Raw genomic sequence first — 26,934 nt, forward strand, 5'->3', positions numbered from 1 at the left:
TTACCGAATCATTTGGGGCTCTGGCAGTTGTCCGCCACGGCGGGGCGGGGCGAGGTCGAGCAGCATGGTGGAGGGCGCTGCGCGCGTGGTTGCGGGTCAGCGCTCGTCGGAGCGGTCGGCACCGGCCAGGGCCGCGTTGATGTTCGGGGTTGGGGAAGATCGGAGCAGGATTGAACGTTGCGGATGATCTTGGTGCGGTGACGGCGGGTGGCGAGATCGTCTCGCGCCCGCAGGGTTGGTGGGTTGGTTCCGTCCCGTGGGGGTGTCTGGCGGTACCACCCTGGCGCGTCCCTGGTCAGGACGCCGAGTCAGCGGCGTCGGCCGATGAGCCAGCCCGCCACGGCGGCAGCCGCCATGGCGCCGACGAGAGTCGTCGCCGGGCGCCGTTGGGGCGGAGTGACAGCTTCCAAGGGATGCTGGATGGGCTCTGGTGTGGGCGGTCCGGACGCGACCGCCCTCCGGTACTCGTCGTTGACGATCGCCCCGAACCGCCGATAGATCGGCGGCTGATGCGCGAGCCAGTCTTGCGAGGCCGCCGCCCAGTGTTGTCGGCTGTCCGCTGCAGAGAAGTAGGCCGGGAGTACCTCGGCGCGAAGATTCTTCTCGTTAATGACCCCGCCTTCGTACCCGAGCCGGAAGTAGTTGAGCGCCATTACGCAAAACAAGCGCCGGCGTAGCTGGGTAGGTGGCATCGCAGCAAATGCTGACCCGAACATCGGGCCATACGTGTCGTGGTCGTTGATGGCCAGCGTCATCAGCTGTTCGTGTTTGTCACGGGCAACCTGGATGCGGACGAGCCTCAGCTGCCGCCCCTGGTAGATAAGGCCAGCCGCGACTCCAGCGACGGCGAGGGCGCTGAATACGGCGGACGCTGCCCCATATGCCTGCCCAATGTCGGCGAGGCGCCGCCAGTCGGGCTGCCACCATCGGTCGATGATCGCGAGAGCGAGCGGGAACCCAGCGGCGCAGGCGACGGCAAGGCCGGCCAGCGCCGCAGCTATAAGCGTGGTGCGGGTTGAGGTTGGCGTTCGCATGGCGGCTCCGGGGGCGTTGAGGTAGCCAGGATGCGTGCGGCCCGCTTGACCGGGAGCCGTTGTTCTACCGGTCGGTTGGGAGCAGTTCGACGGCGCGGCGCCGGTCGGCGGCTGTGGGCAGGGTGTACCGGCGAGTTTGGTCGAGGCGGGCGTGGCCGAGCAGGTCGGCGACGACGACCAGGTCGGCGCCGCCGCGGATCATGACGGTGGCAAAGGTGTGCCGTAGTACGTGCGCGGGGGCATCGTCGTCCAGGGCGGCGCGGTCGAGGATCGCGGCGAAGACGTCGCTGGCGCCCCGTACGGATAGTCGGCCGCCGCGGTGGTTGAAAAACAGCGCCGGCGTGGTGTCGGCGCCGGGTAGGCCGGCGCGTTCGTCCAGCCACGCCTGGTATGCCTCGCGCAGCTCGGCAGCCCACCGGCCGGCCCGTACGGCTCGTCGACGCCGATCGCCGCGCGCAGCGCGGCCAGGACGCTCTCCCGGCTTGGCGGACACGGCGTCACCGCCAACCCGAGCACCGCGTTTGTCGCGCAGTCGATGAACCAGGTCACCCACGGCTTCACCAACTGCCCGTCGACGTCGACCTCCACCGCAGCCTCGACGTGATCGCCTTCCCACGCCTCGTTGCGATACGACGGCGGCCGCTGCAGAAAGACGTCGTGTGCCCGAGCGGCGTACTCGCCCTTGCGTAGGCCAGCCAGCTCGCCCGGCGTCAGGGCCGCGCGGACCGCTCGCCGAAGCGTGGTCAGGCCCGGCGCAGGCGGGCCGCCCGCCGCCGCGGCGTCCACCAACTCCCGGTGCACCGCCGCGACGTTGCCCCGCCAGAACACCAGCCGGCCTCGCACCGGGTCCTCAAGAACCAGCCGCGCCCGCACCGCAAGCTCGGACCGACCCAACGCCCGAGCAACCCACCGCCACACCGTCCGGTCCGAGACCCTCAAGCCCTCCGCGACCAACGCAATCCGCTCGCGCGACAGGGGTCCAGCCTCGCTGAGCTCCACCAACCGGCGCACCGCAGCCTCACGCAACGCACGCTGATCGGCGCCGCGCTGCGCCACCGGTCGCCTCCCCTTTGATCGAGCGATGAGCGCGATCAATCTACGGGAAGAGCACCCTTGCTGACAGCCCCGTGGCCGATCCGCTGACAACAAAGCGGCCGACCGCTGACAACGAGGCGGCGGCTCTCAGTAACGCGGCACCTCTCAGCGTGAGATGTGCCGCGTCGATGTCAGCGCTGGGGTGCCGTCTCGATGTCAGCGAGATCGGCCACGAGGCTGTCAGCGGTGGCCGCGCGCAGTCGTGTCGCCGACTGAGGTGTGGGCCGATCCAGGCGGCCGGGGGCACCTTGGAAGGCGCGCGGGGTTGCGCGTCGCCTAGTAGGGGTAAACCTCGCGCTCGACGAGTCTTTGAAGTTGGTCGCGGGCCGCTTGAACATGCGAGCGAACCGTTGACTGGCTAACACCCATATAGTCTGCGATCTGGGTGGTTGTCCAGTCCTCCATGAAGTACAGGACGCTAACCGTGCGCCGATGCTGTGGCATGCGCCCGATGGCGTCGAGCACGACGCGGTGCAGGAGTGTCTGGTCGGCGGGAGCACCAGCGTGCCCCACAAACCCGAGATCGGAGGTCTCGTCGTCGAGGTCTCGGATCAACGAGGGAAGGTCGCGCAGCCACCTCCGTAGGTCCCGCGCTTCGGCGTCCCGCTTCTTTAGGAAGATCCGCATCGCGACCGTCCGCAGCCAGGCCCAGGGCTGCTCGACACTTGACCATTGGCGGGTCAGCAACATCATCGCGTCCTGCGCTACGTCTCGCGCTTCTTCCCACTCGGCCCCGGCAGAGCGCAAGTAGGCGCAGATCGCGCCGTACTCCCGGCGGTAGAAGTCGTCGAAGCCGCCCTCGGTGGGCACGTCTCGCGACGTGCCCACCGTGGTGACCTCGCGGCCGTCGCTGGACTCCTTGGTACCGACGGACACCGTCAACACCCGTCCGTTACCACTCCAGCACGAAGCCGAAGTGGCCTCGCTCGGGTTTCAGCGCGCGCAGGGCCGCCCCGGCGGCCCGCTTGACCGTGGAGCCTGCGCTGCTCACGAGGGCCGCTACGATCTGCAGGCTGAGGACGGCCACAGCAACATCGAGTGCTGCGCTCAAGTGCGGCCGGACCTCGGCCAACGCCGGGACCTTGATCGCCCAGACGATGATCACGATGATGATCGCGGGCACGCTGATTCTTCGTGGGGTCGATGGACTCGTGTCAATACACGGCCACCATCGACCCGGGGTTTTGATGAACACCCAGAGTCTCCTCGATATCCGAATGTCCCGCTCGCGCTCCTGCCTGAGTCAGAGACGGGTTGGGTGCAGTGTCCGCTTGGACTTCGGCCAGGTCAATCTCGCCGCAGCTTCGAGTGATCCCGGTCACTCGGCGTGTTTCGCGCTAGACACTGTGCCCGTGTGGCCTGCACTGATCGGTGTGGGCAGCCGTCTCAGTACCACTGCCCATGACGCGTTCCTCGCGTCCGAAGGGGTCCGCCGCTCGCGCTCCTGCCAAAGTAGTCAGAGACGGCGGGCCCCGCACGCCCCACCTCGAGCCGCTCCCGGTGCGTCGCGAGTACGTTGCCCCGCCAGAATGTCAACCGTTGCCGCAGCTCGTCGGTGAACTCAACCGGGGCCGGGCGGTCCGCTCTGCCCTACCCTGCGCCGCCGCGACCCAGCCGCCAGACCGTTCGGTCTGAACGCCCAGGCCCTGAGCGACCAGCGGGATCTGCTGCGGCGGCGTCCAGTAGCGACGTGACCGGTCAGAGCCGCCAGCCAGGAAGCCGGACGGGGAACTTCGATACGTGGATAGAGATGTCGACGTCGAGCGGGCCGCCGGCCACGCCGCCGGCAAGCATGGCGGTGTACTCGTGGTCGGGGGAGAAGAGCGTGAACCGGCGGCCGCGACGGTCGAAGACGAACAGCATTCCCCAGACAGCCGGCGGGGTGCCGACGTACGCGACGAGCCGCCGGGTGAGGTCATCGTTGAGTGAAGCGTGATTGATCTGTCCGTGCCCAGCGATGGTGATCGGTGGCAGGGGCGTGTCGGGCGAGCGGGTCCAGCGGATCAGACGTGCCACGGCTGCTCTCACCGACCGTTGTCGAAGTCGGGGCGCCCATCGACGAGCTCGTAGAAGGGAACAGTGGTCAAGGCGTCGGTCCTTTATTCGAAGATCCGCTCGACGACCTCGGCCTGTTCGGCTGGGCCGGCGCGGAAGTATCGGGCGCTGGACTCGATGGAGGCGTGGCCGAGCAGGGCCTGGACGTGGGCGGGGTCGGCGCCGCCTTGGCGTAGCCGGGTGGCGTAGGTGTGCCGGAGCCGGTGGGGTCGTAGGCCGGGGATGCCGGCAGCGTCGCCGACGGCGAGCACGACCTGGGTGATGCCTGAGATGGTCAGTGGGCCACGTTGCCCGGTCCACAGTGGTCCCGGCTGGTTGCCGCGGATGCGGATCCAGGCGCTGATCCGTTCTCGGGCGATCGCGGGCAGCGGCACCCAGCGGACTTCGTCGCCCTTGCCGTGCAGCCGGATCTTGCCGGTGCGGGCGGTGATGGCGACGTCTTCGAGGTCGAGGCGGGCGCATGCCTCCGCGCGTGCACCGGCGTACAGCAGCACGTCGACGATCGCGGCGTCGCGTTCGCCGCGGCGGGCGGCGGCCCGGTCGACCGCGCCCTGCTGCTGACGCGTGAGGGCGTCCGGCTCGCCGGGCCTCGGTACCTGGGCGCGCTTGACGTCGATGCGCAGCCTGGCGGCGTGGTCGTACATGAGGGTGACCGCGGCGAGCGCTTGGTTCACCTTCGCCGGGCTGGCCTTGGCGCGCAACAGGTGGCGGCGCCAGGCAGTGACGGCGGCCTCGGCGCCGACGACGTCGGCGAACGCGTCGGGGTGGGCGTCGGCGTGCCGGCCGAGCCAGGTGACGTAGGCGGTGCACTGCCGCCGGTACGCCTTGAGCGTGTTGGCGGCCAGCTTGCACCGGTCGAGGTAGCGCTCGATCGCGGTCAACGCCTCGCCGGCGGCCGCGGTGACCGGCGCGGCAGGGCGAAGGGGAACAACCTGCGCGGTCACTGGGTACCGCCGGCATGTCCTTCCACCGGGGTCGGTCGCCCCGTCCAGTACGAATCGTGGCCGGACTCCACGTATCGGCGGGTGGCATCGATTGCGTCGCTCGGGCTGAAGTAGGTGCGGAACAACTTCCACCACGCGTCGTACTGCGCTTGCTGTTTCGGCGTCAGGGCGCGTGGTGAGCGCTGGTGGTGCTCCACCGCCGCCGACGCGACGGCGAACAACTCGGCACGCGTCATGGCGGCGACCTGGCCCTCGGTAGGCGGCGCGCCGGGGCGTGGCGGCCGCGGGTGACCCCAGTCGACCTCGGTCATGCCGATGGCTCCTTGTTATCCGCTGAGTTTCGGCCCGGGTTTCGAGGCCGCTGGAACGACGTTATCCGCTGAGATCCAAGTCTCTCAGTGGATAAGAAGAGTTATCCGCTGAGTGTGGTTGGGCGGCGCCGAGGTGGCTTCGGCGGCCGCGGCCGGCATCCGGTGCGGACGCTTCCACGTCGAGGCGTCCGCGATGGCCCGTGCTCGGGCCTCGCGGACGTCACAGGGTTACAGCACGATGAGCAGGAACGTGAGCACGCTCATCACCATCAAGACGATGCCGCTATGGGCGATGGCATCCAAGACGGTGCTGATCGCCATGACGATCGGGCCGAGGATCTCGGCGAGCTTGCTCAAGCCGCGGGCGCGGTGGGAGGACACGGTGCCGGGCGCGACGCCCATCGCCTCTCCGACCTCGGCGCGCGAGTGCTCGCCGCTGAGGGTCAGCTCGATGGCCTGGCGCTGCAGATCGGACAGCGTCCGCAGGGCGTCGGGCAGGGCCGCGCGCAGCAGCTCGTCGATCTCCCGCTCCAGGATGAGGTCTTCCATGGTGGGGCCGGGCTCGGCCAGCTCGGGCGTGTCGTCGTCGCTGAGCGCCAGCGCGCCGCTGCGGTTCTTCAGCTCGGCCACCTGCTCGAAGATGTACGGCAGGAGCACGGCGCCGAGCGCGAACCTGCCTGGGTCCTCGACCGTCGGCCATTTCTCGCACAGTTTGGTGTAGACGTGTTGCGCGGCGTCGTCGACCGTGGCCAGGCTTGCCGGTACACGTGCGTTGCTCAGCCTGCTGCGGGCGACGCGCCGGATCAGCGGTTCCCAGTCGGCCCAGAACTGGTCGAGGTCGGCGGTGGTGCGGCCGGTGGGCACTGGGGGGAACTCGAGCCGCCTCGAGTTCCCCCTGCCCTGCTTGTCAGGCACCGTCGCCGGCCGTGATCGCCGGCGCTGCCGGCACCCGGATGTGCCAGTGGATGCCGCCGCGGCCGGTGCCGCTGATCTCGGTGCCGGGTGCCAGGGTGGCGACCGCCCGGGCCAACTCGGCTCGGGCTCGCAGAGTCTTGGTCTCGGCGTGCGCGGTCGCCAGCCGTGCGGCGCCGTACCCGGCACCCAGGACCGCCGCGGTCAAGGGGTCGATCATCTTCTGTGGCCTCTCGGTCGTGCCCGCCGCGTCACGTGCAACGAGCTCAACATGTTGGGGCCACAGCGGCACCGGCGTTACCTCCACCTCGAAAATCTTCGTGCCTTCTTCCGCAGCCCGGTCAGCGCGACGTCAGCGGGAAATCTGGCTCAGCGGGGGGCCATGGAACGATGCGGCCGTGTCGCGCAGCTGCTGCGCGCGTTCCCGCAGCCAATGGCCGATCTTGTCCGGGTCGTAGCTTTCCTGCGCCTGTCGGTCTGCGGCCTGGGCGAGGTTGTCGAAGAAGCGCGCCAGGTAGATCAGCGTGTCGGTCGCGCAGAGCATTGGTTCCTCAAGATTGATGCCGAGCGTGGCCGGCCGGTGCTCGGCTGTCGTCGCTTCGGCGAGCGCGGCCGCCGTCTGACTTAGGCCGTGTCTCACTTGGTCGCCTTGAGCAGGCGGCGATAGGTGAGCAGGGTGCAGGCAAGGTCGGCGAAGGCTTGGAAATGTTCGGCTTTGCGGTCGTAGCGGCGTACGAGGCGGCGGTTGCGTAGCAACCAGTTCAGGCATGCTTCGACGATCCAGCGGTGCCGGCCGAGGCGTTCGGAGGACTCGACGCCTTTGCGGGCGATCCGCACGACTATGCCACGGCGGCGGACCTCGGCGCGCAGGACCGGCTGGTCGTAGGCCTTGTCCGCGTGCAGCTTGTCCGGCCGCCATCGAGGCCGCCCCCGGCGTCCGCGGATCGGGGCGACAGAGTCCAGCAGCGGGATCAGCAACTGGGAGTCGTGGGTGTTCGCGGCGGAGATCAGGCAGGTCAGGGGTACACCACGGCGGTCACACAGTATGTGTATCTTGCTGCCTGGTTTGCCGCGGTCAACCGGATTTGGCCCGGTGAGGTCCCCCTTTTCTCGGCCCGTACCGAGATCGAGTCGACCACCGCCCGAGACCAGTCGATCTCGCTGATGACACCGAGTCCGTGCAGGAACTGCTGGTGCAGTTGCTCCCACAGCCCAGCGACGGTCCACTGCGTAAACCGGCGGTGTGCCGTGGACCGGCTGACGCCGAACAACTGGGCGGGCAGCTTCCACCACGAGCAACCGGCCTGAACCAGGTACACGATCGCCGCGAGCACGGCCCGATCGTCCGCACGACGCTTCCCGCCACCCTGCCGACGACGCGCCTGTACCGGGATCAACGGCTGCGCGACCTGCCAGAAGTCATCCGGCGCCCACGTCCGAATCATGTCCTCCACCACGAACGAGGATCATGCCGCAGCCCAGCGATCCTCCATCTAGGACACGCCCTTAGCAAGATCAGACTGTACGTGCGGGTGCGGGTGGCGTTGTTCATCAGCAAGCGGTACCGCCGCAGCCGGCACTTCGGCCGTCGGGCGTTGCTGCATTTCACGCCTAACGAGTTCGGTCTGATCAGCCTTTACGGGATCGTCGTGCAACCCAGGGCTGGCAAGCCCTGGCGGGACAAGCCGAATGCCGGCGGTGAACGACGTCGGTAAGCCGTGTGCGGGAGAACCGCACGCACGGTTTGACGGGCGGGAGCTGGAAACGGAGCACCACCGCGGTCACGGCCACGGCAGTGGGACAGCCTGATGGGGAAACCTCAGGAATCGTGAAGGCTGCCGGGCCTACCACCACGGACACGCCACCGCGCCAGTTCCCGACCCTCCATCGTGGGTTGGGGTCGTTGGAGTCCTGGTCAGCGGGGGCGTGTCGGTGCTCCACATAGGACGAGACTCCCAATAGGACAGCAGTCGACCAAAACGACAGCCCTGTCCCGGGAGTCTCGTTGCTCACGTATGTTGCCTGTGAGGATGATCGGGCGCCGCTTCGAGTCTGGGTTTGACCCGTATGTTGCCTGGCCTTGATGGCCTTGATGGTGATCCGTCGGCCCGGTCTTGAGGCGGTGTATGGCGTGGCTGACTCGGCTCGGAGCGTGTCCGGATAGGGGCTTGGCCCTGGTGACCCGTCACAGGTCTGACCGCTCACGGCCGACCGGCGCGCTGTCGACCCGTCGTCGTTCGGATCAGGAGCAGCCCTCGCCGTGACCAGCATGCCGTCGAAACCTGAGCAATACCCGTACGTTGTCGTAGGCGTCGACACGCACAAGGACGTGCACGTCGCCGCAGTGTTAAGCCCGCTGGGCGCGCTGCTGGGCACTATGTCCTTCCCGACCACTAGGGACGGCTACCTGGGGTTGGTCGAGTGGGCTACGGGTTTCGGGGTGGTGCGTCGGGCCGGCGTCGAGGGCACCGGCTCGTACGGAGCCGCGCTTGCCCGCGTGCTGCGCCAAGCCGGGATCGACGTTATCGAGATCAACCGGCCGGACCGGGCGGCGCGTCGCCGGCGTGGCAAGACCGACGCGGTCGACGCCGAGGCAGCAGCCCGATCAGTGCTGGCTGGTCAGGCGAGTGTCATACCGAAGACCGGCGAGGGACCTGTCGAGGCGATCCGCGTGTTGAAGCTCGCCAAGGACTCGGCGGTCAAGGCTCGGGTGCAGGCCATCAACCAGATCCACGCGGTACTGGTCAATGCCGAGGCGGCTATGCGGGAGCAGCTGTCCTCGCTGAGTAACCGACGGTTGGTCGAGGCCTGCGCCCGGCTGGATCCGGCAGTCCACGACGGCGCGACCGCCGTTGTGGTCTACGCCCTGACGCGGCTCGCGCAGCGCATCCAGTTCCTCATGCAAGAGATCCGCGAGGTGCAACGACGGCTCACCGCCGCTGTCAAGGCCACCGCGCCCCGGCTCCTGGAGGTAAGTGGCATCGGTCCCGATTGCGCCGCCACGCTGCTCGTGGCGGCCGGTGACAACCCGCACCGGTTGGCCAGCGAGGCCTCCTTCGCAGCGCTGTGCGGAGTGAGCCCGGTTGAGGCATCGTCAGGCAAGGTCCAACGCCACCGTCTCAACCGCGGCGGCCACCGCCAGGCGAACGCCGCTCTCTTCCGCGCCGTGCTGACCCGCCTGCGGTGGGACACGCGAACACGCGAATATTTGCAACGACGTACGACCGAAGGGCTCTCCAAACGAGAGATCATTCGCTGCTTGAAGCGATACCTCGCCCGCACCGTCTACAAGGTCATCTGCACCGCGATCCCCAACCCGACAACGGCCGCGACCACTTGACATCTATAGGGGCATCACCATCCCGTTGTCCACGCGCAGCCTGACGCGCCTTGCCGAGCTGATCCGAACCCGACGCGCCGAGTTGGGCGGCCGTTGGCGGCGGCTACCAGCACACGAGCAGGCATTGATGACGCTGGCCCACCTACGCAACGGCGACACCCTCACGAGGCTGGCGGTCGGGTTCGCCGTATCAGTCACCACCGCCTGGCGGTACCTGCGCGAGGCGATCGACCTGCTCGCCACCCTCGCCCCGGACCTGGCGCAGGCGGCAGCTAGGGCCGCCGCGCTGGCTTACGCGATCATCGACGGCACGCTGATCCCGATCGACCGGGTCGCCGACCAGCGGCCCTACTACTCAGGAAAGCACAAGCGGCACGGCGTGAACGTGCAGGTCCTGGCCGACCCAGCCGGCCTGCTGGTGTGGGCATCGCCCGCGTTGCCCGGCGCGGTCCACGACCTGACCGCCGCCCGTACTCACGGCCTGATCGACGCCCTGACCAGCGGCGAGGTGATGACGTTCGCGGACAAGGCGTATCAAGGCGCCGGCGGCACTATCTGGACGCCGTTCAAGCGACAGCCGAACCGCCGAGGCTGTCGAAGCGGCAACGATCAGTCAACCGGCAACACGCCAAGATCCGCGCCCTCGGCGAACGAGCCGTAGCCACCCTCAAGAACTGGAAACTGCTGGCCAAGCTGCACTGCAGCCCACACCGCGCCACCACGATCGTCCAAGCGATCCTCGTCCTCCAACACACCGAAGACGACCGCTACCCACGATGAAAACGGCTCAATATCAGGCGAGCACGTCAGTCAGCGTGTGGACTCTGTAAAGCAATGGGTCGTCTTAGTCCTTCTCGGAACACCTGCGGGTCGCCGAGCTCTGGAGGAGTGGATTCCAGCTGTATCTTGGAGAAGTCAACGGCGGCTCCGGCGAATAAGGCATTATCACATCGGACGCTTGTGCCCTTGAAGCGTGCGTTGCCGAAATCCACGACGCCGGAGTTGAACTCGGCATGGGTGAAGTCCACCTCGCCTCCTTGAAGGAGTGCGTCTCCGAAAAAGAGGTGGCCACCTGAAATTTCGGCTCCGTCCAGCTCTTCTCTACCGAACAGCAGCTTTCCATTGATGATCTCCGCGAGCCCAAAATCGACGCGACCGTCCGTGAACTTGGCGCCGCGAAAGTCAACGAGTCCCCCGGTGAACTTGGCGAAGCCAAAATGGACTACGGCACCCGAAAATATAGCCCCACGGAAGTCCACCCTACCTGCGGAAAATGTCGAGTAGCCGATACGCACTCGTCCTCCGGAGAAGATGGCGCCAGTAAAATCGCCACCATCAAATGCCACTCCGGTAAAGTCGAAGTCATGGCCCTGCCACGTAGACGTCGTCGACCGGAGATGCGCGGCGATCACTCGGATGACGGTGTGTCGCACTTCCCGATCATGGGCCCATGACAACGCCTCTTTCGCGTCCTCTGGTGGCTTGGTCGGGTATGGCATCCTGAGGTAGGCGCACAGCACGTCAATACAGGTTTGACGTTGCGCTGGCCAATCATCCGCTAAGCCCGCCATTGCGTAGACCCCCGCGAGGCGTACTGCGGCATTTTCGTCACCGAGCTGCGCAGATGCGGTGGCGAATCTTTCATTTAGCAAGCGGGTGCGCTCGCGATCCTCTTTTCGGTTTTCGAGAGTTGATGAAAATTCGGCTAGACGATTGCTTGCTTCAGCTACCCGTTGGCGGCGATACGCCACAACAAGGGCAACTATTCCGCCCGACCCTGCGATTGTTGCGAATACCACCTTGAGTAGATCGAATATCGTTGCAGCGCTTGCCTTATCGGTCGCCGCTACCCCCGATATTCCCAACGCGCGTAGGCCTATAACTATGAGAATTGCGGCGCTGCCCAAGACGCCGACGAACGCCAAGGCGATGACCACACCGATAGGCCATAGCCGGAGGGTGCTTAATGAGGGGGAGGGAGCGCTGCCTGTGTCGTCGAGGCTAGCCTCAGCGTCGCTGGTTCGTCCCGCTATCCGGCGGTCCATCGGCGAAGACATGACCTCCATTGTGGCCGCTGGCATCCACGGTGGTGCTTCACCTCGTCAGTGTGTTGAGGCATGTCTGTGGGCGATGCCGGCACCACGCGCGGCGGAACCCCAGGTTGCGGCGTTGCTCCTTCGTGATGCAACGCAGTCCGAGGTCGCCCTGGCATATGCCACATAAGATCTGCCACTCAAGATCCGCGCACTCAGCTGCCGGTGCGGGCGTGCTGGCGTTCATCGTCGCCGGCAACGCACGGTGTTGCATGGCTGCTTCTTCTGCTACTTCCGGCGTGACGCATCGCAGTGAGCTCGTTCTGCAGGTGGCGTCGGCTGCGTACCTGGGCCGCTACCGCGGCCAGACCCGGATCCACACCGAGTCCGATCTACGGGTCTTCCTACGCTGGTGCACCGCCATGGAGCTCGATCCGCTCGCTGCGGTCCGCGCTGACATCGAACGGTACGTGCGCTGGCTGCAGGATGTCCGCTCTACCAGCCCTCGACAGCGTCGCGGCGGCTGTCGGTCGTGGTCGGCTTCTACCGGGTCTGTCCTATGTGGCTTCGTTCGTGAGAACGAGCACCGAATGTTCGTGGGTTTCGGCGCCAGGTTTGGCCGGAAGCCGTGATCAATGTCGGTGAGTTTTCGGCGCCACCTGATGGTCTTGCCGATCGTTGCGCGTCGGTCCTTGTGGCCCCGTGACGACGGTTCAGAAGGGCGGATCGGTGGCGGAGCCTGCGGTGGGGAGGCCTTGGGGTTGTGGGATTGGCGGGATGTCCTGGCTGGTGGGGTGGGGTCCAGGCGCCGATTGGGCGAGGGCGTGTTCGTGCTGTGGCGTCGATGGTGCCGGCGGGCCAGGGCAGCTCGACGCCGCTGATCACGAAGGTGGTCCCGTTGTTGTCCTGTTTGATGGTCAGGTAGGGGATGGCGTCGGGTGGGGTGAGGACGGCGCCGACCGATGGAAGGTGGCGCATGTCGCCGTCCCAGCGGACCTGGGTGGCGGCGTCGGCGAGTGCGAGGACGGCTTGCAGCGCCCAGCGGGTGCGTGCGGCGGGGTCGGCGGCGATCCAGTCGGGTAGCGGGGTGAGGGCGTCGAAGTCGTCGATCGGCTGGGTGAGGGCGTAGACGAACATGATGCCGCCGGACGGGTGGCTCATTGGTTGGTGTTGGCGAGCTGGTTGCGGGTGCGGGCGAGCCGGTAGGAGTCGGAGCCGGTCTCGATGATGTTGCCGCCGAAGGTGAGCCGGTCGACGATTGCGGCGCAGAGCCGCGGGTCGGTGAAAGTCTTGGTCCAGCCGGAGAACGCCTCGTTGGAGGCGATCGCGACGGAGGCTTTCTCCTCGCGTTCGGTCAGGACTTGGAACAGCAGCTCTGCGCCGCGCCGGTCAAATTCCATGTAGCCGAGCTCGTCGATGCAGAGAAGATCGACGCGGCCGTAACGCGCGATGGTCTTGGTGAGGATCTTGTCGTCGGCAGCCTCGACGAGTTCGTTGACGAGTTTGGTGGCCAGCACGTAGCGGACCCGGAACCCGGCCATCGCGGCTTCGGTGCCCAGCCCGATGAGCAGATGGCTCTTGCCGGTGCCGGAGTCCCCGATCAGGCAGAGCGGTAGCCCTTTCTTGACCCAGCCGCAGGTGGCGAGGGTGTGGATGATGGCGGGGTCGACATTGAGCCATTTTCATCGTGGGTAGCGGTCGTCTTCGGTGTGTTGGAGGACCTGGATCGCTTGGACGATGGCGGTGGCGCGGTGTGGGCTGCAGTGCAGCTTGGCCAGCACTTTCCAGGTCTTGAGGGTGGCTACCGCACGTTCGCCAAGCGCGCGGATCTTGGCGTGCTGGCGGTTGACTGATCTTTGCCGCTTGGACAGCCGCGGCCGGTTCGGCTGTCGTTTGAACGGCGTCCAGATAGTGCCGCCGGCGCCCTGGTACGCCTTGTCCGCGAACGTCATCACGTTCACCCTGGTCAGGGCGTTGATCAGGCCGTGGGTACGGGCGGCGGTCAGGTCGTGGACCGCGCCGGGCAGTGCTGGCGAGGCCCACACGAGCCGGCCGGCCGCGTCGGCCAGGACCTGCACGTTTACACCGTGCCGTTTGTGCTTTCCCGAGTAGTAAGGCCGCTGGTCGGCGACTCGGTCGATCGGGATCAGTGTGCCGTCGATGATCGCGTACGCCAGCCGACCGGCCCGATCGGCCGCCTGGGACAGGTCAGGGGCCAGGGCGGCGAGTAGGTCGATCGCTTCGCGCAGGTACCGCCACACGGTGCTGACCGACACCGCGAACCCGACCGCCAGCCTCACCAGGGTGTCGCCGTTGCGCAGGTGGGCCAGCGTCATCAACGCCTGCTCATGCGCTGGCAGCCGCCGCCATCGTCCACCCAGCTCAACACGTCGGGCTCGGATCAGCTCGGCAAGGCGCGTCAGGCTACGCGTGGACAACGGGATGGTGGCAACATACGTGAGCAACGAGACTCCTGGACAGGGCTGTCGTTCTTGGTCGACTGCTGTCCTACCGGGAGTCTCGTCCTATGTGGAGCACCGACACACCTCGCTACCAGGACTCCAACGGCCCCAACCCACGATGGAGGGTCGGGAACTGGCGCGGTGGCGGTGTTCCAGCGGTAGGTCCGGCAGCCTTCCAGTTCCTGCGGTTTCCCGCCAGGGTGTCCCACTGCCGTGGCCGTGGCGTGGCCCCGCTCCGTTTCCAGTTCCCGCCCGTCAAACCGTGCATGCGGTTCTCCCGCACACGGCTTACCGACGTCGTTCACCGCCGGCATTCGGCTTGTCCCGCCAGGGCTTGCCAGCCCTGGGTTGCACGACGATCCCGTAAAGGCTGATCAGACCGAACTCGTTGGGCGTGAAATGCAGCAGCGCCCGACGGCCGAAGTGCCGGCTGCGGCGGTACCGCTTGCTGATGAACAACGCCACCCGCACCCGCAGGTAAAGTCTGATCTTGCTGAAGCGTTGGGCCGAGTGCCCGTATCGGAAGTATCCGGTCCAGCCACGCAGGAACACGTTGATGCCCTGCACGACCGCTTCAACAGGTAGCAGCAGCCTGCGGTGGGCCGTGAGGTCACGGATCCGGTCGCGGGCGTGCTGCATGGCCTTGTTCGCGGGCCAGCGGGCAAGGAAGGTGAACGGGCGTCGCCCATCGCGGGGCCGGGATCGCACCAGACGGTGGTGAAAGCCGAGGAAGTCCACGCCTTCCCCACCAACCTGCAGATGCACGATCCTGGTCTTGGCCTCCTTCGGCTGAAAACCGAGCTCGGCCAGCAGATCCCGAAGCCGTTGTAGAGCGGCCTCCGCCTGCTCGCGGGACTTGCACATCACCAGCACGTCGTCGGCATAACGGACCAGCACCCCGTGCTCACGCGTCGACCATTGCCGGTCCAGGCGGTGCAGGTAGACGTTACAGAGCAACGGCGAAATGACCCCGCCTTGTGGGCTGCCCGTTATCTCCCGACGGACCAGACCGTGCTCCATCACTCCCGCGCGCAGCATCACCCGCAGCAGCTTCAACACGGCCTGGTCGCAGACGCGTTCCTCAACCGCCTGCATCAACTCCTGATGCGGTATCGCCGAGAAGCAGTTGGCGATGTCCGTCTCGACCACCCACCGCCTACCCCGCGCGGACTCCTCGATGAGCACCTGCAGGGCATCGTGCGCCGAGCGTTTCGGGCGGAACCCGAAACTGCACGGCAGCATGTCCGCTTCGAAGACCGGCTCGAGCACGATCTTCACCGCGGCCTGCACGATGCGGTCACGCACCGAAGGGATCGACAGCGGCCTCAACTCGCTGCTGCCGGGCTTAGGGATGAACACCCGCCGCGCCGCAACGGCCGATACCTGCCGTCCGTCAGCTCGCTGGCCAGTTCGTCCAACAGCCGGGCGACGCCGTACTGCTCAACCTGGTCCAGGGTGGTCCTGTCGATGCCCGGGGCGCCGTCGTTACGGCGCACCGCGACCCACGCCCGCCACAAGACGTCTCTGTGACAGACCTTGTCTCGCAGCGCGTGGAACCGACGTCCGGGATCGGCCTTGGCCGCCCGGTACAGCGCATGCTGCAAGGCACGAACCGGATCAAAGATTGATCCACCAGCGGCGGGACTAGCCGAAACGGCACTCACCGGGCCCCTCCTCAACATCACACGCGTCGACGAAGCAGCGGCCCTTCCCTCACCGGCGGTTGTGTTGTCCGCTCGGCTCGATCGGTACTACGGCCGCCTCCGACTCCCTCCCGGCCGGTAATCCACTTCCCGAGGTCATCGGTTATAGGACACCACGCTTCCGGCAACAAACTCCGCAGGTTGCCGGGCCGGGGAGGGTCTCCTCAGTTCCCGCCGTCACTATCTGAACGTTCCGCGCCCCATACGCCGGAGAGTCCCTCGCGGCTGCAATCCAGGAGCTACACCGCTTCCATGGCCTTCACCCCGATTCCGAAGGGCTCGGCACTCCCCACGCCACCCTCACAGGCAGCTGAGTAACGACGCCGCAGGCTTCGCTTCACGCTACGGACCGCTCAGTCGCTCCCCCTATCACAGGGCCTTCGACACTGGGCTCCGACCCCGCCCGTTTCCAGACGAGACCGCCAGTCTGCTACCGGGCCTCCTGGCAGCTACCCGGACCGGACTTCCACCGGCAAGCGACGACGAGCTTACGAACGAAGATCAACCTCCTACACGATCAACCTCCGCTCTGCTGGGCGCACGAAAATGGCTCATTGGAGTTGGCGTCGAAGTCGAAGGCGCGCAGGGGCTTGTCCCGGGGGAACGCGGCAGCCTTGATCCGGCGTTCGGAGCGGCGGCGGGCCCGGTCGTCGCACTCGGCCATGAGCAGCTCGGCGAGGAACCCGCGGTAGGTCATCTGTTCGCGGCTGGCGGATTCGGCGAGGTCGGGGAACTGGGACCGGATCGTGGGTAGGCGCAGTAGCCGGCAGGCGGAGTCGATCGCGGCGTCGGCGGCTTGTTCGGTGAGTCCACGATGGCGGGTCATGGCCTGTTCCCCTCTGCGGTGCGGCGGTGGCGGAGCAGTTGGTCGTAGGCGGTGACGGTGGGCAGCGGCCGGGTGTCGGCGGGCAGCTGCGCGAGTCGGCGCTGGGTCAGCGACACGACGTTGCTGTGAAGAACCGGCACAGCACATCCAACCGCGCCTGCCCTTGCAGCTCACGGAGATCGACATCGAAGTCGATCTGCTCAGCCTCGTAAGGCCGAAAGATCGCAAGAACATCAGGCGTCGGCCAGACGTGCAACGCGATTCTCGCCTCGTCTCGACGGCTCAGCATGTCCTCGACCGCGGGAAGCTCGCCCGGCTCGCCGTCGACCCGGTACTCCCACTGCCAGCCCTCCGCCTGCACCAGGGCGATCAGCGTCCGCCAGTCCTCAACGGTCGTCTCCGGCACGTGCACGTCCGGCAGCGTCCCGTTCAGGACAAGATCGAACCACACCCGCACGTCCTCCCACCGCAACCCACTCACGTCGTCATGCTGCCGGAAGCCGATCTGTAAGAGCCTGGTAAATAAGGGTTTCAGGTGGGTTGGTGGCGGGCGAGGCGTCGGGTCATGATGATGATCATGGCCCATTGGACCATCGCGGCGTGGTGGGCGGGCAGCCGCTCGTAGTCGCGGACGGTGCGGCGGCAGCGGTTGATCCAGGAGAAGGTGCGCTCCACGCACCATCTGCGGGGTAGGACGACGAAGGTGGTCTGTCCGGCGAGTTTGGCGACGATCTGGACGCTCAACGCCAGACGGGTGGCGGCCCAGTGGACGAGTTTGCCGGCGTAGCCGCTATCGGCCCAGGCCAGGGTGATGGTGGGAAAGCAGGCGCGTAGGGACCAGAGCAGCGGTCGGGCGGCGTCGCGGTCCTGCACGTTGGCGGCGGTGACCAGGATCGCCAGTAGTAGTCCGCAGGTGTCCACGGCTATGTGTCGTTTGCGGCCGTTGATCTTCTTGCCGGCGTCGTAGCCGCGGCTGTCGCGGCTGACTGTCTCGGCGCCCCGGATGCTCTGGGAGTCGACTACGGCGGCGGTGGGCTGCTGGTTACGGCCCTCGACCTGGGTACGGACCTGTTCGCGCAGGCTGTTGTGCATTCGGTTGAGGGTGCCGTCGTCGGTCCAGGTCTTGAAGTAGTGGTAGACCAGCTTGTGGTGTGGGAAGTCGGCGGGCATGGCGTCCCATTGGCAGCCGGTGTGGTCCAGGTAGCGGATCGCGTCGACCACGTCCCGACGTGGGTAGATGATCGGCCGGCCACGGCCGGTCCCAGCTGGCACGTGCGCAGCCAGCACGGCCCATTCGGCGTCGCTGGTGTCCGAGCGGTAGCGGCGCGGACGCGTGGTGGGCAGGTGATCGGCAGTGCTGGCCGGCGTGGCGGGTGCGGCGACACCGGCGACAAGGTATACAGACAGGGTTGGGCCTTCGGTCGTGCTGGTTTAGTCGCCTTTGCTCGTACCCGAAGGCCCTTCTGCATGTCACGCCACCACGCCGCGACGGCCGTGATCATCGATCTCCACCCGGACCACCAACCACCCGGAACCACTTAGGGCGTGTCCTAGATGGAGGATCGCTGGGCTGCGGCATGATCCTCGTTCGTGGTGGAGGACATGATTCGGACGTGGGCGCCGGATGACTTCTGGCAGGTCGCGCAGCCGTTGATCCCGGTACAGGCGCGTCGTCGGCAGGGTGGCGGGAAGCGTCGTGCGGACGATCGGGCCGTGCTCGCGGCGATCGTGTACCTGGTTCAGGCCGGTTGCTCGTGGTGGAAGCTGCCCGCCCAGTTGTTCGGCGTCAGCCGGTCCACGGCACACCGCCGGTTTACGCAGTGGACCGTCGCTGGGCTGTGGGAGCAACTGCACCAGCAGTTCCTGCACGGACTCGGTGTCATCAGCGAGATCGACTGGTCTCGGGCGGTGGTCGACTCGATCTCGGTACGGGCCGAGAAAAGGGGGACCTCACCGGGCCAAATCCGGTTGACCGCGGCAAACCAGGCAGCAAGATACACATACTGTGTGACCGCCGTGGTGTACCCCTGACCTGCCTGATCTCCGCCGCGAACACCCACGACTCCCAGTTGCTGATCCCGCTGCTGGACTCTGTCGCCCCGATCCGCGGACGCCGGGGGCGGCCTCGATGGCGGCCGGACAAGCTGCACGCGGACAAGGCCTACGACCAGCCGGTCCTGCGCGCCGAGGTCCGCCGCCGTGGCATAGTCGTGCGGATCGCCCGCAAAGGCGTCGAGTCCTCCGAACGCCTCGGCCGGCACCGCTGGATCGTCGAAGCATGCCTGAACTGGTTGCTACGCAACCGCCGCCTCGTACGCCGCTACGACCGCAAAGCCGAACATTTCCAAGCCTTCGCCGACCTTGCCTGCACCCTGCTCACCTATCGCCGCCTGCTCAAGGCGACCAAGTGAGACACGGCCTAAGACGCTGAGCACCCGGACCCTGGGCGACCTTCTCGCCATCGGTAACCGCGCCACCAACCGCGCCATGGCACGCGACAAGGTAAGACGAAACGTCTTCGCGCTCTGCAAGGTCCCCAAAGGGCAACCCGGCCGGCCATCCAAGTCCCTCACCCTCGAACAGACCCGGGCTCTACTTACCGCCGCCGAGGGCGATCCGATGGAGGCGTACATAGCCGCATCGGTGTTGGTCGGTGCCCGGACTGAGGAGCTGCGCGCACTGGGCTGGGACCATACCGACCTAGACGGTCGGCCCGACGAACAGCCGCCCGCACCGCCGGCCGTGATGGTCTGGCATTCGGTCCGGGAGGGCGGCGACACCAAGACCAAGAAGTCGCGGCGGTCCCTCGCGCTTCCGCTCCGCTGCATCGCAGCTCTCCGACGTCGCCGGGAACAGCAGGATCGGGACCGCGACCGGGCGGGTGACCGGTGGCAGGAACACGGCCTTGTATTCACCACGCGGATCGGTACCCCGTTGGATGCGGCTAACGTCCGTCGCGGGTTCCGGCGGGTGGTCAAGAAGGCCGGGCTAGACGCCAAGGACTGGACCCCTCGCGAACTGCGCCACAGCTTCGTGTCCCTGCTCTCCGACAGCGGCGTCAGCATCGAAGACATCGCCGACCTGTGCGGGCACTCCGGCACGACCGTGACCGAGGCGGTGTACCGACACCAGCTCCGACCGATCCTGCTCCGCGGCGCGACCACCATGGACGCGATCTTCGGTCCCGGCGGGTCGTAGTCACTCAGATAGATACTCGGAGACGAAAAGAGGGCATATCCATCGATGGATAATGCCCTCTGACCTCGGTGGGCGATACTGGGATCGAACCAGTGACCTCTTCGGTGTGAACGAAGCGCTCTCCCGCTGAGCTAATCGCCCTCAGCGCGCACGACTGTACCCGATCCGCTCCCCGCCGCGCACCTCGGATCCCCCGCGCGTCGCGAACAACGCCGAGCACAAGCAAGGAGCAGCGCGGCAGAGGACCAGCAGAGGAGCAGGGACGGGCGACAGGAGCAGAGTCAGAGGCGGTTGAGGACCTCAGTCACCAGGTTGACGTCGAAGCTCAGCCACACCGACGCCCACACCACCGCGCTCACGAAGATCATGCCGAAGATGCCGATCGCGATGCGGACGGTCCACGACTGGCGGCCCACCCAGCGTGTCCACAAGCGAAGGTTGCGGCGGGTGAAGGTGAGCAGGCGCCGGGCCCAGGAGAACTCGATCGCCCAGATGCCGAGTCCACCCAGGACGATCAGCCAACCCGGGCCGGGCAAGGGGATCAGCAGCGCGCCCACCGCGACCACCATGAGGCCGGCCAGGCCGACCACGACCTTCAGCGCAACACGGCCGGTGGGGTTGGCGCGGATGACGTCGAGCGTCGTGCCCATGCGGTCGCGCCAGCGCGGCTTTCGAAGCAGGTCGGTGTCGGCGCCGGCTGCACCGTCCTCCTGTGGGTCGCCGCCCGAAGGTCGGCCCGCTCCTGTGGCGTCCACCACGTCTGTCCCCGTCATCGCCGGTCCACTCCCCGAAACCACGGCGGGGCGCCCCATACCGTCACCCAGTATGGCCTCTTTTGGGGCCATTTCGCCTCCGCAGTCTCGTCCCGCCCGTCACTCATCCGGACCACTGGACGTTACCGGAGTGAGTCGACGTCTGAGCCACACCCGACGCCGGGCGGCAACCACCACGAAAAAAGAACCGGACATCCTATCCGAAAGCGGTTCATTCTTGTGGCAAATCGGGGCCGTCTTCCCACTACTGGGTGAGATCAGCGTATGGCGGAGCGTAATCAGGAGTATCCACTGAGTATGGGAGACGCGGGGCAAATGCGTCCCGCAGCGGTGCCGGGGGGAGAACGTCCATGAGTGTCATCCGACCGACGACCGTAGAGGTCGAGACGTCGCTGCGGCTCGTCGCACCGGATGCGACGGCGCTGCCGGTACGGGCCAGCTTGCGCTACGACCCGGCCGATCCGTACGCGGTCCACGTTCTGTTCCACGCCGAGTCGGCGGGCGGTGAAGCGGTCAGCTGGTCCTTCGCCCGCGAGCTGCTCGTCACCGGGCTGGACGAGCCGGCCGGGATCGGCGACGTGCGGGTGTGGCCCTGGGCCACGCCGCGCGGGGACTTCGTCGCGCTCGCGCTGTCGTCACCAGACGGCAACGCGCTCTTCGAGGTGCCACGCAGTGTGCTGGTGCGGTTCCTGCGGCGGACCTACGTCGTGGTGCCGCGAGGCCGTGAAACCGACCACCTCGACGTCGACGCGGCGGTCAACCGCCTGTTGGCGGGGCGCTGACCGCGCCACAAACAGGCGCGACGCCGACCGCGCCACGGCCGGAACGCTGACCGCGCCACGGACCACCCACAGAACAAAAGCACCAAGACAACACCACAGCACCAACACAACACCACAAAACAAGCGCCGCGCGGAGCTGCCGTCTCCGCGCGGCGCACTTGCGTGCGGGCACAAGACATCGACACATCCCTCTTGTGAGCTGGTTAACACCTACGCTACCGTTCAGTAACATAATCGTGGTGGCGCCACCGCGGCTCGCTCGCCGGACCCGGCCGTCCTCCGGGTCCGGCCAGTCCCCCGCGAGGTCACCATGGCCCACTCCCGACACGAGCCCGCCACACCCCGGCGGGCAACCCCGGCATGGATCAAGCGGCTCCTCACGGCCGTACTCGGAATCCTCACCCTGCTCGCCGCGGCGCCGGCTCCCGCGCTCGCGGCGCCGACCACCGCGTTCCGTCTGGTCGACCTGCCCGCCCGCGACGGCGCGGTCCTCAAGGCGAACCTCATCTCTCCCACCACCCCGGCCCGCACCCGGCGATCGTCTTCATCTCCAGCTGGGGCCTGAACGACGCCGAGTACCTCGCACAGGCCCGCTCCCTCGCCACCGCCGGTTACGTGGTCCTCTCGTACACCGCGCGCGGCTTCTGGGCCTCCGGCGGCCAGATCGACACGGCCGGCCCGAAGGACATCGCCGACGTGTCCGCCGCGATCGACTGGCTCGACGCCAACACGACGGCCGACCCGGCGCGGGTGGGGCTGGGCGGCGTCTCGTACGGCGCGGGCATCTCCCTCATCGCCGCCGGCCAGGACCCCCGCGTGCGCGCGGTGGCCGCGCTGTCCGGGTGGAGCGACCTCGTCGAGTCGCTGTACGCGGGCCAGACCCGCCACCCGCAGGCGGTGTGGCTGCTCCAGGCGGCCGCGCGGCTGGTGGGGCGGCCGAGCGCCGAGTTCGAGCAGATCGTGTCCGACTACTTCGCCAACCGGAACATCGGCGGCATCACCGCGTGGGGGCAGCTGCGTTCGGCGGAGACGTACCTTGCGGGCCTGCGCGCCAACCAGCCGGCCATCCTGCTCGCCAACGCGTACGGCGACTCCATCTTCGGCCCCAACCAGCTTGTCGAGTTCTTCGGCGACCTGACGGGGCCCAAGCGGTTGGAGCTCTCGCCCGGCGACCACGCGATCCCCGAGCTGACCGGCCTCGCCGGCCTCCCCAACGAGGTGTGGGCGAGCACGCGGCAGTGGTTCGACCAGCACTTGCGGGGCGGGGCGGCGGGCGGGGCGCCGGTGGTGCTGCGCGTGCGGGGCGGCGGCGTCGAGTCGTACGCGGACTGGGCGGACGTGACCGGCACCTCCAACCGGTACCCGCTCTCCGCCGCCTCCTTCCGCGCCAACGGCGACACGGTCGCCAACGCCGGCGTCGTGCTGCTCACCAACGGACTGGAGGCGCTCACCGGCATCCCGCCGCTCGCGTGGCTCCCGGCCGTCGACCGCTCGCGGGCCGCGGTGTGGCAGACCGGGCTGCTGCCCGGCGGCGCGGCGGTGCGCGGCATCCCACGGGTACACCTCACCGTCACGCCGGGAGCCTCGACCGGCACGGTCGTCGCCTACCTGTACGACGTGGACCTGCTGGGCACGGGGCGGCTGGTGACGCACGCGCCGTACACGTGGCTGTCGGGCGGCCAGCAGGTGATCGACCTGGCGCTGCCGGCAACGGCGTGGAACGTGCCGGCCGGCCATCGGCTCGCGCTCGTACTCGACACGGAGGACCCGCTCTACCTCGACGCCAACCCGTACGGGGCGGCGGTCTCGGTCGGCGGGTCGAGCTGGGTGGACGTGCCGCTGCGCTGAGCGACCGGCAGCTTTGCGCCAGGGCGTGCGAGGTCACGCGGCTGCGGCTACGGTCGGTTGGATGGTCGGTTTCGGTCACTTCGCTGGTGGGACTGGTCCCGCCGGGATCGCCACCGCCACGCTGCGTGATCTCGCGCCACACAGTGCGTCCATCTTGGACCATCACCTGCTCATGCTGGTGACCAAGGGGCACGGGACGCACGAGGTCGACTTCGAGATGTTCCAGTGCCGGCCCGGCACGCTCGTCTGGGCGCGACCGGGCCAGCTGGTCCGCCCCGGCGGCCAGCCGGGCCTCGACGCCACGCTTGTCTGCTGGACGCCCAGCCCGTGGCCGGCGAGGGGCGGTGCGGCGAACGAGGGCGACGGCGTCCCCGACCTGCCGGACGGCGGCCCGACCCACCGCCAGCTCGCCGGCGAAGACGAGGACGCGGTCATCAACGAGGTGAGCCAGCTCGTCGTCGACTGCGAGCGGGAGCTGTCGCCGGAGCTGCTGCGGCAGCAGCTCGCCACCCTCCTGCTCCGCATCCGCCTGCTCGGGCCGCAGCCCACCGAGGGGCACGTCCCCGACCCCGACGGCGCGCTGCCCGCGGACGGCCCGCGGGGTCCGTGGCCGGTCGAGGGCCACGAGGACGACACGTTCGCCCGCTTCCACGCCGACCTCGAAGCCGGGTACGCGCGCTCCCGCCGGGTCGAGGAGTACGCCGACCGGCTCGGCTGCTGCGTGCGCACGCTCACCAGGGCCAGCCTCGCCGCCACCGGCCGCAGCGCGAAGCAGGTCATCGACGACCGGGTGACGCTCCAGGCGAAGCGGCTGCTGGCCGGCACGGACCTCCCGGTCGCGGAGATCGGGCGGCGGCTGGGCTTTCCGGAGCCGACAAACTTCGGCCGTTTCTTCCAGCGCGAGGCCGGTCACAGCCCCGGCGCGTTCCGCGCGTGGGCGGCCACCTCACCCACGAGTCACCCCGCCGACCCGATCAACGCCGGCGCCGCCGAGGCCGCCGAGGTCCCGCCACAGGGCGGCGAGCCGACCGCCGCCCGAGCGGGTGTGCCGGCGCCACGACCACCCCTCGACCCGGTAACTGGGTTCGTACAGGCATGATGTAAGCGTGCAAATCTCCGCCCGCGGTGATTACGCGGTGCGAGCCGCGCTCAGTCTCGCTGCCGCCTACCCGTCACTCATGTCCGCACAGGCGATCGCGCATGAGCAGGACATGCCACGCAAGTTCCTCGAGGCGGTCCTGGCCGACCTGCGCCGCGCCGGGATCGTGCGGGCCCAGCGGGGGGCCGAGGGCGGATACACGCTGGCCCACGCGCCGCGCGAGGTGACGATCGGCTCGATCCTGCGCGCGGTCGACGGCCCGCTCGCCGGGGTGCGCGGGCTGCGGCCGGAGGAGACCAAGTACGAGGGCGCGGCGGAAAACCTCCCCCGCCTGTGGGTCGCCGTCCGCGCCGCGGTGCGCGAGGTGGTCGACGAGGTGAGCCTCGCCGAGATGGTCAGCGGCAAGATGCCGGCCCACGTCCGCAAGCTGGTCACCCGCCCCGACGCCTGGGAGCCCCGCTGACGCAGGCCGGCGCCAGGAGATCCAAACCATAGATCCGGGCTACCGCGATGTCCGCGGTGGTCCGGACCGTTGCTCCCGCGGCCTCACCCTCCGCGGTGGCGCCGCCTACGGCAGCGCGATCACCACGTCGCCACCCAGGCGGCCGCGGTCCGGGTCGCGGGTCACAGTGCCGGCGGCGAGCAGCGCGTTGAGGACGCGGACCGTGTCGGAGGCGCGGTACACCGTCTGGGTCAGCGTGAACTCCCGCAGCTGCGTCACCGTCCGCGCGCCGGCCGAGCCCAGGTGGGCCAGGATCTCGCGGCGCAGCGGGCCGGGGTGCGGGCTGAGCGAGATGTCCAGCAGGTGGCCCTCGGGGTCGCGGGGGTCGCGGTAGCGGACACCCGCGTACTCGTCGACGGCCCACAGGGCGTTTTTGAACGCCTCCAGCCCCTTGCCCGCCGTCGTCGCGAACGTGACCAGGCGCGCGCCGCCGTCCCCCGCCACAAGGTCCACGTGTGCGGTCAGTGGCATCGGGGCGGCCGGCTGACCGCCGGTACCGGAAACGAGCAGGACCTCGGCGGGCTTGCCGGTGCCGGCGGCCGCGAGGGACGCGGGCCCGGCGCCGTCCAGGAAGGCCAGCAGCGGCGCGCCCGCCGCGCCCGCGGCCTTGAGCGCGGCGGGCAGGCGCTCGTCGAGCGGGCCCTCGACCGGGTAGACGCCCAGCTCGGGCGGCGTGCCCAGCTCGGCCTGCACCGCGTCGAGGCGGGCGGCGACTGCGGCGGTCGACGGGCCGACCAGCACGACCGCGAGGCGGCGGCCGCGGAGGCGGTCGGCAAACTCGGCGAACACCCGCAGCGCGGCCTCGGCCGTCGCCTCGTCGGGCGCGCCGGCCCAGCCATAGGCGAACGTGGCGCCGCGCGCCCCGTGCACCGCGCCCGGGGTCCAGGCGTCGAGGTAGCGCACCAGCAGCTCCCGCAGGGCGCCGGCGATCGCGGTCATGCGCTAAGTCTGACCCATCAGGCCGGCACGGAGATACCCACTCCGCCACGGGTGGTGGCGCCGTACCGCTCCTTTTCGCGGGCGATGTCGAGCGGGCGGATGCGCTTGCGGGCCTCCAGCGCGGCGGGGTCCAGCAGGTCGGCCGGGATCAGCCAGACGACCTCGAACTCCAGACCGTCCGGATCTTTGCCATAGAGGCTCTTCGTGGTCCCGTGGTCGGAGGTGCCGACCAGCGCGCCGGCCTCCGCCAGCTTGCCGGCGACCCGCTCGAGCTCGTCGAGCGTGTCGACCTCCCAGGCGAGGTGGTAGAGGCCGACCGTGCTCCGGCCGGCGGGTGAGGGTCCGGCGCCCTCGCCGATCTCGAAGAGGCCGAGGTCGTGGTCATTGGTGGAGTCGGGTGCCTGCAGGAAGGCGGCGCCCTTGAAACCGTCCGGGGTCATCGCGATCGGGCGAAAACCCAGGACGTCACGGTAGAAGGCGACGCTACGGTTGACGTCGCGGACGAAGAGGACGGCATGGTTGAGCCGATGTACACCCATGACCATCACGGTACCCGGATAGTTGAGCGCTCAACAGTATTGTTAGGCTTTCTCACATGACCCGGTGGCTGAACGACGAGGAGCAGCGCACCTGGCGCGCGTTCCTGCACGCCTCCCGGGCGCTGTGGGACACGCTCGACCGCGAGCTCCAGCGCGACGCCGGGATGCCACACGCGTACTACGAGATCCTCGTCCGGCTATCCGAAGCACCCAACCGCATGCTGCGGATGAGCGACCTCGCCGAAGCCACGTCATCGTCCCGCAGCCGCCTGTCGCACGCCGTGGCACGGCTGGAGGAGTACGGGTGGGTGCGGCGCGAGGACTGCCCCACCGACCGCCGCGGCCAGCTGGCCGTCCTCACCGACCAAGGCTTCTCCGTGCTCGCCGATGCCGCGCACGGGCACGTCGAGGGGGTGCGCACGCACCTGTTCGACCAGCTCACGCCCGAGCAGGTGGCCCAGCTCCGCCAGATCAGCGAGGCCATGTTGGACCATCTCGATCCAGGCAGGGCCTTGTACTGATCGTTGCCGGTCCAGCAC

The 26,934-nt window shown here is 68.2% G+C and carries 29 protein-coding genes, 1 tRNA gene and 4 pseudogenes; 10 read left to right on the forward strand and 24 right to left on the reverse strand.

Annotation, left to right across the window (positions count from 1 at the left end; genetic code table 11):
* Positions 1-308: 308 nt before the first annotated feature.
* The 12 genes and pseudogenes from Phou_RS52295 to Phou_RS07035 all read right to left on the reverse strand — a co-directional run bounded on the left by Phou_RS52295 (position 309) and on the right by Phou_RS07035 (position 7,796).
* The gene (locus tag Phou_RS52295) at positions 309-1,034 is read right to left on the reverse strand and encodes a DUF6082 family protein (protein WP_246273348.1); all 726 of its coding nucleotides are present in this window, start codon (positions 1,032-1,034) and stop codon (positions 309-311) included.
* Between the two features lie 64 nt (positions 1,035-1,098).
* The gene (locus Phou_RS50950; protein ID WP_218578816.1) at positions 1,099-1,527 is read right to left on the reverse strand and encodes a tyrosine-type recombinase/integrase; all 429 of its coding nucleotides are present in this window, start codon (positions 1,525-1,527) and stop codon (positions 1,099-1,101) included.
* Positions 1,419-2,045: pseudogene (locus Phou_RS52300) on the reverse strand (ISNCY family transposase); the annotation flags it as partial. The gene Phou_RS50950 and the pseudogene Phou_RS52300, both read right to left, overlap by 109 nt.
* Before the next feature lie 360 nt (positions 2,046-2,405).
* Positions 2,406-3,005, reverse strand: a complete 600-nt coding sequence (locus Phou_RS06995; protein ID WP_173054630.1) for an RNA polymerase sigma factor — start codon at positions 3,003-3,005, stop codon at positions 2,406-2,408.
* Positions 3,006-3,021: 16 nt separating this feature from the next.
* Complete coding sequence (locus tag Phou_RS07000; RefSeq protein ID WP_173054632.1) at positions 3,022-3,252, reverse strand: hypothetical protein; 231 nt, start codon at positions 3,250-3,252, stop codon at positions 3,022-3,024.
* Positions 3,253-3,827: 575 nt separating this feature from the next.
* The gene (locus tag Phou_RS07005; protein ID WP_173052330.1) at positions 3,828-4,145 is read right to left on the reverse strand and encodes a hypothetical protein; all 318 of its coding nucleotides are present in this window, start codon (positions 4,143-4,145) and stop codon (positions 3,828-3,830) included.
* Between the two features lie 83 nt (positions 4,146-4,228).
* Positions 4,229-5,128 (reverse strand): tyrosine-type recombinase/integrase, encoded by a 900-nt coding sequence (locus tag Phou_RS07010; RefSeq protein ID WP_173054634.1) that lies wholly within the window; start codon positions 5,126-5,128, stop codon positions 4,229-4,231.
* Positions 5,125-5,439: a hypothetical protein gene (locus tag Phou_RS07015; RefSeq protein WP_173054636.1), complete on the reverse strand. Its 315-nt coding sequence runs from the start codon at positions 5,437-5,439 to the stop codon at positions 5,125-5,127. The genes Phou_RS07010 and Phou_RS07015 overlap by 4 nt, the downstream gene beginning before the upstream one ends.
* 228 nt (positions 5,440-5,667) lie before the next feature.
* Entirely contained in the window at positions 5,668-6,303 is a 636-nt protein-coding gene (locus Phou_RS07020; protein WP_173054637.1) for an RNA polymerase sigma factor, read from the reverse strand.
* Between the two features lie 43 nt (positions 6,304-6,346).
* Complete coding sequence (locus Phou_RS07025) at positions 6,347-6,559, reverse strand: hypothetical protein (RefSeq protein WP_218578818.1); 213 nt, start codon at positions 6,557-6,559, stop codon at positions 6,347-6,349.
* Between the two features lie 144 nt (positions 6,560-6,703).
* The gene (locus tag Phou_RS07030) at positions 6,704-6,991 is read right to left on the reverse strand and encodes a hypothetical protein (protein WP_173054639.1); all 288 of its coding nucleotides are present in this window, start codon (positions 6,989-6,991) and stop codon (positions 6,704-6,706) included.
* Positions 6,988-7,796, reverse strand: a protein-coding gene (locus tag Phou_RS07035; protein WP_173058171.1) for an IS5 family transposase whose coding sequence is annotated in 2 segments (ribosomal slippage) — positions 6,988-7,457 and positions 7,457-7,796 — 810 coding nt in all. Because the reading frame shifts where the segments join, the coding sequence is not laid out codon by codon here. Before Phou_RS07035 ends, Phou_RS07030 begins: the two co-directional genes overlap by 4 nt.
* An 824-nt stretch (positions 7,797-8,620) precedes the next feature.
* On the opposite strand from Phou_RS07035, the gene Phou_RS07040 reads away from it, so the two are divergent.
* Both Phou_RS07040 and Phou_RS07045 read left to right on the forward strand, forming a co-directional pair.
* Positions 8,621-9,691, forward strand: coding sequence for an IS110 family RNA-guided transposase (locus Phou_RS07040; protein WP_173058172.1), 1,071 nt, complete (start codon positions 8,621-8,623; stop codon positions 9,689-9,691).
* A gap of 1 nt (position 9,692) precedes the next feature.
* Positions 9,693-10,471: pseudogene (locus tag Phou_RS07045) on the forward strand (transposase family protein).
* A 26-nt stretch (positions 10,472-10,497) separates the two neighbouring features.
* On the opposite strand, the gene Phou_RS07050 reads toward Phou_RS07045, so the two are convergent.
* The 8 genes and pseudogenes from Phou_RS07050 to Phou_RS07080 form a co-directional block, all read right to left on the reverse strand.
* Positions 10,498-11,628 carry a pentapeptide repeat-containing protein gene (locus Phou_RS07050; protein ID WP_173054640.1) on the reverse strand — a complete coding sequence of 377 codons (1,131 nt, stop codon included), beginning with the start codon at positions 11,626-11,628 and terminating at the stop codon, positions 10,498-10,500.
* Positions 11,629-12,881: 1,253 nt separating this feature from the next.
* On the reverse strand, positions 12,882-13,382 hold the full coding sequence (locus Phou_RS07055; RefSeq protein WP_281365060.1) for an ATP-binding protein: 501 nt from the start codon (positions 13,380-13,382) through the stop codon (positions 12,882-12,884).
* A gap of 24 nt (positions 13,383-13,406) precedes the next feature.
* A complete protein-coding gene (locus Phou_RS07060; protein WP_173054605.1) occupies positions 13,407-14,189 on the reverse strand; it encodes a transposase family protein in 783 nt (260 codons plus the stop codon).
* A gap of 285 nt (positions 14,190-14,474) precedes the next feature.
* Positions 14,475-15,545, reverse strand: a complete 1,071-nt coding sequence (gene ltrA, locus Phou_RS07065) for a group II intron reverse transcriptase/maturase (protein ID WP_218578820.1) — start codon at positions 15,543-15,545, stop codon at positions 14,475-14,477.
* Between the two features lie 861 nt (positions 15,546-16,406).
* The gene (locus Phou_RS07070) at positions 16,407-16,715 is read right to left on the reverse strand and encodes an ATP-binding protein (RefSeq protein WP_218578822.1); all 309 of its coding nucleotides are present in this window, start codon (positions 16,713-16,715) and stop codon (positions 16,407-16,409) included.
* Positions 16,712-16,846, reverse strand: a pseudogene (locus Phou_RS55335) (transposase); the annotation flags it as partial. The pseudogene Phou_RS55335 and the gene Phou_RS07070, both read right to left, overlap by 4 nt.
* Positions 16,822-17,196 carry a hypothetical protein gene (locus Phou_RS07075; protein ID WP_173054641.1) on the reverse strand — a complete coding sequence of 125 codons (375 nt, stop codon included), beginning with the start codon at positions 17,194-17,196 and terminating at the stop codon, positions 16,822-16,824. The gene Phou_RS07075 and the pseudogene Phou_RS55335, both read right to left, overlap by 25 nt.
* Positions 17,197-17,246: 50 nt before the next feature.
* Positions 17,247-18,122: an IS5 family transposase gene (locus Phou_RS07080; protein WP_308784482.1), complete on the reverse strand. Its 876-nt coding sequence runs from the start codon at positions 18,120-18,122 to the stop codon at positions 17,247-17,249.
* Between the two features lie 195 nt (positions 18,123-18,317).
* On the opposite strand from Phou_RS07080, the gene Phou_RS07085 reads away from it, so the two are divergent.
* A protein-coding gene (locus Phou_RS07085) for an IS5 family transposase (protein WP_173058171.1) occupies positions 18,318-19,126 on the forward strand; the annotation gives its coding sequence in 2 pieces (ribosomal slippage) (positions 18,318-18,657 and positions 18,657-19,126; 810 coding nt in all).
* Positions 19,127-19,142: 16 nt separating this feature from the next.
* A pseudogene (locus Phou_RS07090) lies at positions 19,143-19,913 on the forward strand (site-specific integrase); the annotation flags it as partial.
* A 69-nt stretch (positions 19,914-19,982) separates the two neighbouring features.
* Here Phou_RS07090 and Phou_RS07095 read toward each other — a convergent pair.
* Together Phou_RS07095 and Phou_RS07100 are read right to left on the reverse strand one after the other, a co-directional pair.
* Positions 19,983-20,054: transfer RNA gene (locus Phou_RS07095), tRNA-Val, on the reverse strand.
* Positions 20,055-20,194: 140 nt separating this feature from the next.
* Positions 20,195-20,686: a TIGR02611 family protein gene (locus Phou_RS07100; protein WP_246273351.1), complete on the reverse strand. Its 492-nt coding sequence runs from the start codon at positions 20,684-20,686 to the stop codon at positions 20,195-20,197.
* 350 nt (positions 20,687-21,036) lie between these two features.
* Between Phou_RS07100 and Phou_RS07105 the strand changes: the two genes are divergently transcribed.
* From Phou_RS07105 to Phou_RS07120, 5 genes are all read left to right on the forward strand, one after another.
* Positions 21,037-21,468 carry an SsgA family sporulation/cell division regulator gene (locus tag Phou_RS07105; protein WP_173054647.1) on the forward strand — a complete coding sequence of 144 codons (432 nt, stop codon included), beginning with the start codon at positions 21,037-21,039 and terminating at the stop codon, positions 21,466-21,468.
* 310 nt (positions 21,469-21,778) lie between these two features.
* Positions 21,779-22,033: a hypothetical protein gene (locus Phou_RS52305; RefSeq protein ID WP_246273828.1), complete on the forward strand. Its 255-nt coding sequence runs from the start codon at positions 21,779-21,781 to the stop codon at positions 22,031-22,033.
* Positions 22,030-23,316: a CocE/NonD family hydrolase gene (locus Phou_RS07110; protein ID WP_246273734.1), complete on the forward strand. Its 1,287-nt coding sequence runs from the start codon at positions 22,030-22,032 to the stop codon at positions 23,314-23,316. Before Phou_RS52305 ends, Phou_RS07110 begins: the two co-directional genes overlap by 4 nt.
* Positions 23,317-23,377: 61 nt before the next feature.
* The gene (locus tag Phou_RS07115) at positions 23,378-24,415 is read left to right on the forward strand and encodes an AraC family transcriptional regulator (RefSeq protein WP_173054649.1); all 1,038 of its coding nucleotides are present in this window, start codon (positions 23,378-23,380) and stop codon (positions 24,413-24,415) included.
* 7 nt (positions 24,416-24,422) lie between these two features.
* Positions 24,423-24,878, forward strand: a complete 456-nt coding sequence (locus tag Phou_RS07120; RefSeq protein WP_173054651.1) for an RrF2 family transcriptional regulator — start codon at positions 24,423-24,425, stop codon at positions 24,876-24,878.
* A 105-nt stretch (positions 24,879-24,983) separates the two neighbouring features.
* On the opposite strand, the gene Phou_RS07125 is transcribed toward Phou_RS07120, so the two are convergent.
* Both Phou_RS07125 and Phou_RS07130 read right to left on the reverse strand, forming a co-directional pair.
* On the reverse strand, positions 24,984-25,856 hold the full coding sequence (locus Phou_RS07125) for a hypothetical protein (RefSeq protein ID WP_173054653.1): 873 nt from the start codon (positions 25,854-25,856) through the stop codon (positions 24,984-24,986).
* 17 nt (positions 25,857-25,873) lie between these two features.
* Entirely contained in the window at positions 25,874-26,395 is a 522-nt protein-coding gene (locus tag Phou_RS07130) for a VOC family protein (protein ID WP_173054655.1), read from the reverse strand.
* Between the two features lie 56 nt (positions 26,396-26,451).
* Between Phou_RS07130 and Phou_RS07135 the strand changes: the two genes are divergently transcribed.
* Positions 26,452-26,916 (forward strand): MarR family winged helix-turn-helix transcriptional regulator, encoded by a 465-nt coding sequence (locus Phou_RS07135; RefSeq protein WP_173054657.1) that lies wholly within the window; start codon positions 26,452-26,454, stop codon positions 26,914-26,916.
* Positions 26,917-26,934: the final 18 nt, after the last annotated feature.

The organism is Phytohabitans houttuyneae (genome assembly GCF_011764425.1).
In the GTDB taxonomy this organism is placed as follows: Bacteria; Actinomycetota; Actinomycetes; order Mycobacteriales; family Micromonosporaceae; genus Phytohabitans; species Phytohabitans houttuyneae.

Coding starts and splice junctions, on each gene's coding strand:
- Phou_RS52295 (WP_246273348.1), bottom strand. CDS start 1,034: ATGCGAACGCCAACCTCAACCCGCACCACGCTTATAGCTGCGGCGCTG.
- Phou_RS07015 (WP_173054636.1), bottom strand. CDS start 5,439: ATGACCGAGGTCGACTGGGGTCACCCGCGGCCGCCACGCCCCGGCGCG.
- Phou_RS07040 (WP_173058172.1), top strand. CDS start 8,621: ATGCCGTCGAAACCTGAGCAATACCCGTACGTTGTCGTAGGCGTCGAC.
- Phou_RS07070 (WP_218578822.1), bottom strand. CDS start 16,715: ATGACCCGCCATCGTGGACTCACCGAACAAGCCGCCGACGCCGCGATC.
- Phou_RS07100 (WP_246273351.1), bottom strand. CDS start 20,686: ATGACGGGGACAGACGTGGTGGACGCCACAGGAGCGGGCCGACCTTCG.
- Phou_RS07105 (WP_173054647.1), top strand. CDS start 21,037: ATGAGTGTCATCCGACCGACGACCGTAGAGGTCGAGACGTCGCTGCGG.
- Phou_RS52305 (WP_246273828.1), top strand. CDS start 21,779: ATGGCCCACTCCCGACACGAGCCCGCCACACCCCGGCGGGCAACCCCG.
- Phou_RS07115 (WP_173054649.1), top strand. CDS start 23,378: ATGGTCGGTTTCGGTCACTTCGCTGGTGGGACTGGTCCCGCCGGGATC.
- Phou_RS07125 (WP_173054653.1), bottom strand. CDS start 25,856: ATGACCGCGATCGCCGGCGCCCTGCGGGAGCTGCTGGTGCGCTACCTC.
- Phou_RS07130 (WP_173054655.1), bottom strand. CDS start 26,395: ATGGGTGTACATCGGCTCAACCATGCCGTCCTCTTCGTCCGCGACGTC.
- Phou_RS07135 (WP_173054657.1), top strand. CDS start 26,452: ATGACCCGGTGGCTGAACGACGAGGAGCAGCGCACCTGGCGCGCGTTC.